The organism is Lacisediminimonas sp. (assembly GCF_030645335.1).
Classification (GTDB): Bacteria; Pseudomonadota; Gammaproteobacteria; order Burkholderiales; family Burkholderiaceae_D; genus Lacisediminimonas.
Genome location: NZ_JAUSNH010000012.1, coordinates 1 through 4899 on the forward strand (window position 1 = coordinate 1; position 4899 = coordinate 4899).

The 4899-nt window shown below is 62.2% G+C and carries 5 protein-coding genes; 4 read left to right on the forward strand and 1 reads right to left on the reverse strand.

Annotated elements, in window-relative coordinates; translation table 11 throughout:
• The 4 genes from Q7T64_RS00890 to Q7T64_RS00905 form a co-directional block, all read left to right on the forward strand.
• Window positions 1-830: O-antigen ligase (locus Q7T64_RS00890; RefSeq protein ID WP_304789601.1), on the forward strand; the 830-nt coding region annotated here is incomplete at its 5' end.
• The gene (msbA, locus tag Q7T64_RS00895; protein ID WP_304789604.1) at window positions 827-2566 is read left to right on the forward strand and encodes a lipid A export permease/ATP-binding protein MsbA; all 1740 of its coding nucleotides are present in this window, start codon (window positions 827-829) and stop codon (window positions 2564-2566) included. The genes Q7T64_RS00890 and msbA, both read left to right, overlap by 4 nt.
• Window positions 2563-3156, forward strand: a complete 594-nt coding sequence (locus Q7T64_RS00900; protein ID WP_304789606.1) for a peroxidase-related enzyme — start codon at window positions 2563-2565, stop codon at window positions 3154-3156. The genes msbA and Q7T64_RS00900 overlap by 4 nt, the downstream gene beginning before the upstream one ends.
• 2 nt (window positions 3157-3158) lie before the next feature.
• Window positions 3159-4118 carry a glycosyltransferase family 2 protein gene (locus Q7T64_RS00905; protein WP_304789610.1) on the forward strand — a complete coding sequence of 320 codons (960 nt, stop codon included), beginning with the start codon at window positions 3159-3161 and terminating at the stop codon, window positions 4116-4118.
• A 19-nt stretch (window positions 4119-4137) separates the two neighbouring features.
• Here Q7T64_RS00905 and Q7T64_RS00910 read toward each other — a convergent pair.
• Window positions 4138-4899, reverse strand: a 762-nt coding sequence (locus Q7T64_RS00910; RefSeq protein WP_304789614.1) for a ribonuclease E/G, incomplete at its 5' end; no start/stop codon positions are given.

A 4899-nucleotide genomic window follows, 5' to 3' on the forward strand; every position in this document is an offset into this window, starting at 1 on the left:
TTTATCTCAAGAGCATGGGCCTGTTGCCCAATTGGTGGTTATTGCGCAGCTACGCCGTCTATGGCGGCAACAAGTCGATCCTGCTGGGCATACTGCTGGCCGTGGCGGCGGCATGGATGCTGCACGACCTGGTGAGCAGCCAGCAACGCCGCTGGCTGGCCGTTTTGCGCTTGCTGTATGTTGCGGTGGCGGCTGTCGCGCTGGCAAAGACCAGGACCGGATTGTTGATATTTTTGGTGCTGTGCCTGTATGTGCTGTTCAAATCGATCCGGTCTGTGTGGCATCGCGTCGTCGTGGCGGCCCTGCTGGTGGTCATGGCAGGTGTCGGCATGCAGGTCATTCCCGGGGTTGGCCAGCGCATCGCCGGTACCGTCGAGGACGCCCGCAATTTCATGCAGGGCAAGGAAATCAGCAAGGACGGCGTGCGCCTGGACATGTTCCGGGTAACGCTGGAGATCATCAAGGAAAAGCCAGTCACCGGCCACGGCATCGGCACATGGCTCCATCGATATACCCAGAAAGTGGCGTTTACCGAAATCGAAAAGCACACGACGCCGCACAATGATTACCTGCTCTACCTGTCCGAGATCGGCATCATCGGCCTGGCTGGACTGTTGCTTATCTGGGCCACGCAGTTCGTGGCCGCTGCGCGCCTCGGCGGCGACATGGGCGCGAGGCTGACCATGCTCGGCATTGCGCTGCTGATCGGCGCCATGTTCAATGCCATCCTGCGTGACGCCGTATTCGGGCTTGCATTCATGATATTGCTCGCCATTCCGCTTGCCGGCGCCAGTCGCCGCAGCCAACCCTTGCCGGCGCACACCCAATGAGACTGCCTCCCCATTTCAAGCGCGCGCTGCAAATGCTCGGCCCGTATCGCAGCCGGCTGGCGGTCGCCTTCCTTGGCATGATCGTCACCGCCGCTACCGAGCCGATGTTTCCCGCCGTGTTGAAGCTGATCCTCGACCGCGGTTTCGTCCCGCAGCCAACGATTGCGCTGTGGATGGTGCCGGTTGCCGTGATCGGCATTTTCGTATTGCGCGGCATCTCGACCTTCACCACCGCCTACACCATGACCTGGGTCTCGACCCGCTTGCTCAACGAGCTGCGGGCGCAGATATTCCGCCGCCTGCTCGACGTGCCGCCCGGCTTCTACATGCACAACTCGGTGGGCAAGGTGATCAACTCGATCATGTTCGAGACCCAGCAGATCGTCGACATGGTGCGCAATGTACTGACGTCCGCAATCCGCGACCTGCTGACCGTGATCGTGCTGCTCGGTTTCCTGCTGTGGCTGAACTGGTGGCTCACGCTGGTGGCGCTGATCCTGCTGCCGCTGACGGCGGTCGTGGTGCGCCTGACCGGCAAGCGGGTGCGCCGGCTGACCAAGGGCCTGCTGGGCGTCAACGCCGAGCTGACCCAGGTGATCGAAGAGACCACCCGGGCGCAACAAGTGATCAAGATTTTCGGTGGCCAGGAGTACGAGCGCCGCCGCTTCAACCAGCGCGCGTCCGAACTGATCCGCTACAGCATGCGCATGGCCAGCGCGTTGGCCGTGACGGTGCCGATCACGCAACTGATGGCGGCCTGCGCCGTGGCCGTGGTCATCGTCATTGCCTTGATGCAGTCTGCCAGCGGCGAGGCCACGGTTGGCGGCTTCGTCTCGTTCATCACCGCCATGCTGATGTTGCTGGCGCCGTTAAAGCGGCTGGCGGAAGTCAACGGCCCGCTGCAGCGCGGCATGGCGGCGTCCGAAGCCGTGTATGCCTTGATCGACGCACCGCCGGAGCGCACCAATGGCCGCCCGCTATTGCAACGTACGCGTGGCGAGATCGAGTTCGTCGGCGTCGGCTTCGCCTATCCCGGCCAGGCCCGGCCGGCATTGTCGGACATCAACCTGCACATCCAGCCCGGCGAGACCGTCGCCTTTGTCGGCATGTCGGGCGGCGGCAAGTCCACGCTGGTGGCGCTGGTGCCCGAGTTCTATCCGCCCACCACCGGCCAGATCATGCTCGATGGCCAGCCCATCGCCGACATCTCGCTGGCCAGCCTGCGCGGCCAGATCGCGATGGTGAGCCAGAGCGTGGTCTTGTTCGACGACACGCTGGCGGCGAATATTTCCTATGGCGACGAAACGCCGGATGCCGCGCGCGTGCAGGCGGCGGCACAGGCGGCGCACTTGCAGGACGTGATCGTCAACCTGCCGGAAGGCTTGCAGACCCGCATCGGCGACAATGGCAGCCGCTTGTCGGGCGGACAGCGCCAGCGCGTGGCGATTGCGCGCGCCATCTACAAGGATGCGCCACTGCTGATCCTGGACGAAGCCACTTCCGCGCTCGACACCGAATCCGAGCGCGCCGTGCAGGCAGCGCTGGATCAATTGATGCATGGCCGCACGACGCTCGTCATTGCGCATCGCCTGTCCACCATCGAGCGCGCCGACCGCATCGTGGTGCTGGTGGACGGCCGCATTGTCGAAACCGGATCGCATGCGGTGCTATTGGCGCAAAATGGTGTTTACGCCAGTCTGTATCGCCTTCAATTCGCCGAGGAGTTGCCGTCATGAATGCGCATGCCCTAGCCCCGATCTCCCGCTTTCCTGTCCCCGAGCTGGTCGACCTGCCGGAGGATATCCGCAATATCATCGTCGCCGTGCAGGACAAGGCCGGTTTCGTACCCAATGTATTCCTGACGCTGGCGCACCGGCCGGCAGAATTCCGCGCGTTCTTTGCCTATCACGACGCCTTGATGCTGAAAGATACCGGCACGCTGACCAAAGCCGATCGCGAAATGATCGTCACCGCCACCAGCGCCCGCAACCAGTGCCTGTACTGCGTCATCGCCCACGGCGCACTGCTCAGGGTCTATTCGAAAAATCCGCTGTTGGCCGACCAGGTCGCCGTCAACCACCTGAAGGCCGACATCACGCCGCGGCAAACGGCGATGCTCGATTTCGCGATCAAGGTCTGCCTCGATTCGCAAGCCATCACCGACGCCGATCATGATGCGCTGCGGGCACATGGCTTTGACGATGAAGACATCTGGGACATTGCGGCCATCACCGCGTTCTTCGGATTATCGAACCGGATGGCCAACGCTATTTCCATGCGCCCCAACGATGAATTTTTCCTGATGGGTCGCGTGCCGCGCAAATGAACATGGCAACCAGTCGCACTGCGGACTATCCGGACACCGCGCTGTTGCAGCGGGTCCCGGAATTGCCTGCGGATTTCACCATCCCCACCAGCATGTCCGACCTGACGGTCGTTGTTGTCACGTACAACAGCGGCCACTGCATGCCGGCCCTGATGGCGGGCCTGCAGCAAGCCCCCAACGTGATCCTGGTCGATAACGGCAGCGAGGACGACACGATTGCCGCGGCAGAGCAGGCGCGGCCCGGCGTCGCCGTCATCCGCAACGGGCGCAATCTCGGCTTTGGCGCGGCCAACAACCGCGCCCTCGCGACCGTCTCCACCCGCTATGCGCTGCTGATGAATCCGGACTGCCTGCCCACGCCGGAATTCTTCACTGCACTGCTGCCGGCCGCCGACCAGTTCCCCGACGCCGCGATCATCGCGCCACACCTGATCCGGCGCAATGGCACGCCCGAAATCAGCTATCGCTGGCCAGCCACGAAATGGGAATCGCGCGGACCGCAGGCCGACGGCCCGTGTTGTGTCGGCTTTGTCTGCGGCGCCGTGATGCTGTTGAACATGGACGTCATGCGTTGCGTCGGATTTTTCGACGAAACGTTTTTCCTGTATTACGAAGATGAAGACCTGTGCGAGCGGGTGTTCAATGCCGGGAAGCAGATCGTGCTGGTGCCGAATGTGCAGGTTGCCCATTTGTCGCGCGGCTCCGTAAGAGGCCCGGCGCCGCTGAAGTCGGAATACACCCGCGGCTATCATCACGCCCAGTCCAAGCTGGTATTCCAGAGCAAGCATTATGGCCTGTCGAATGCCAATCGCCTGCGACGAAAGACGCTGTTGCTGGCCGTGCTGACACTGATACCGCGCCTGCTGGTGCCGCAACCGCGCTACCTGGCGCGACTGGTGGGCCGTATCGTTGGACTGTGCCGGGCGTACCCGCTGGCGTCCAACATTATGAAAAAAGATTGAACCTGGATGTCGTTGATTCTTACATCAGAATAATGTCGTACTGCTCCTGCCGGAACAATCCCTCGACCTGCAGCGAAATCGGCTTGCCGACGAAGTCCCCCAGCATCGCCAGGTGCTGCGATTCTTCTTCCAGGAACAGGTCGATCACCATCTGCGACGCCAGTATCCTGAATTCCTTGGGATTGAACTGCTTTGCCTCGCGCATCAGTTCGCGCATGATTTCATAGCAGACGGTGCGCGCAGTCTTGACCTGTCCCTTGCCGCCGCAGACAGGGCAGGGCTCGCACAGGATATGCGCCAGCGATTCGCGGGTGCGCTTCCGGGTCATCTCCACCAGGCCCAATGCCGAGAAGCCCGACACCGACATGCGCGTGCGGTCGCGCGCCAGCGCCTTGTTCAGTTCGGCCAGCACCGCAGTGCGATGCTCCACGTTTTCCATGTCGATGAAATCCAGCACGATGATGCCGCCCAGGTTGCGCAAGCGCAGCTGGCGCGCAATCGCATGCGCGCCTTCCAGGTTGGTCTTGAAGATCGTGTCGTCGAAGTTGCGGCCGTTGACATAGCTGCCGGTGTTGACATCGATCGTCGTCATCGCTTCGGTCTGGTCGACGATCAGGTAACCGCCGGACTTCAGGTCCACCCGGCGTCCCAGCGCGCGTTCGATTTCTTCCTCGACCGAATACAGGTCGAACAAGGGCCGCTCGCCGGTGTAGTGCATCAGCTTGGGCAGCACCGATGGCGTGTAGATGGTGGCGAACTCATGCAGCTTCTGGAAGTTCTC

What these genes read in the sequence shown, in the direction of transcription:
- Q7T64_RS00905 (WP_304789610.1), top strand. Translation starts at nt 3,159, where the DNA reads ATGGCAACCAGTCGCACTGCGGACTATCCGGACACCGCGCTGTTGCAG.
- msbA (WP_304789604.1), top strand. Translation starts at nt 827, where the DNA reads ATGAGACTGCCTCCCCATTTCAAGCGCGCGCTGCAAATGCTCGGCCCG.
- Q7T64_RS00900 (WP_304789606.1), top strand. Translation starts at nt 2,563, where the DNA reads ATGAATGCGCATGCCCTAGCCCCGATCTCCCGCTTTCCTGTCCCCGAG.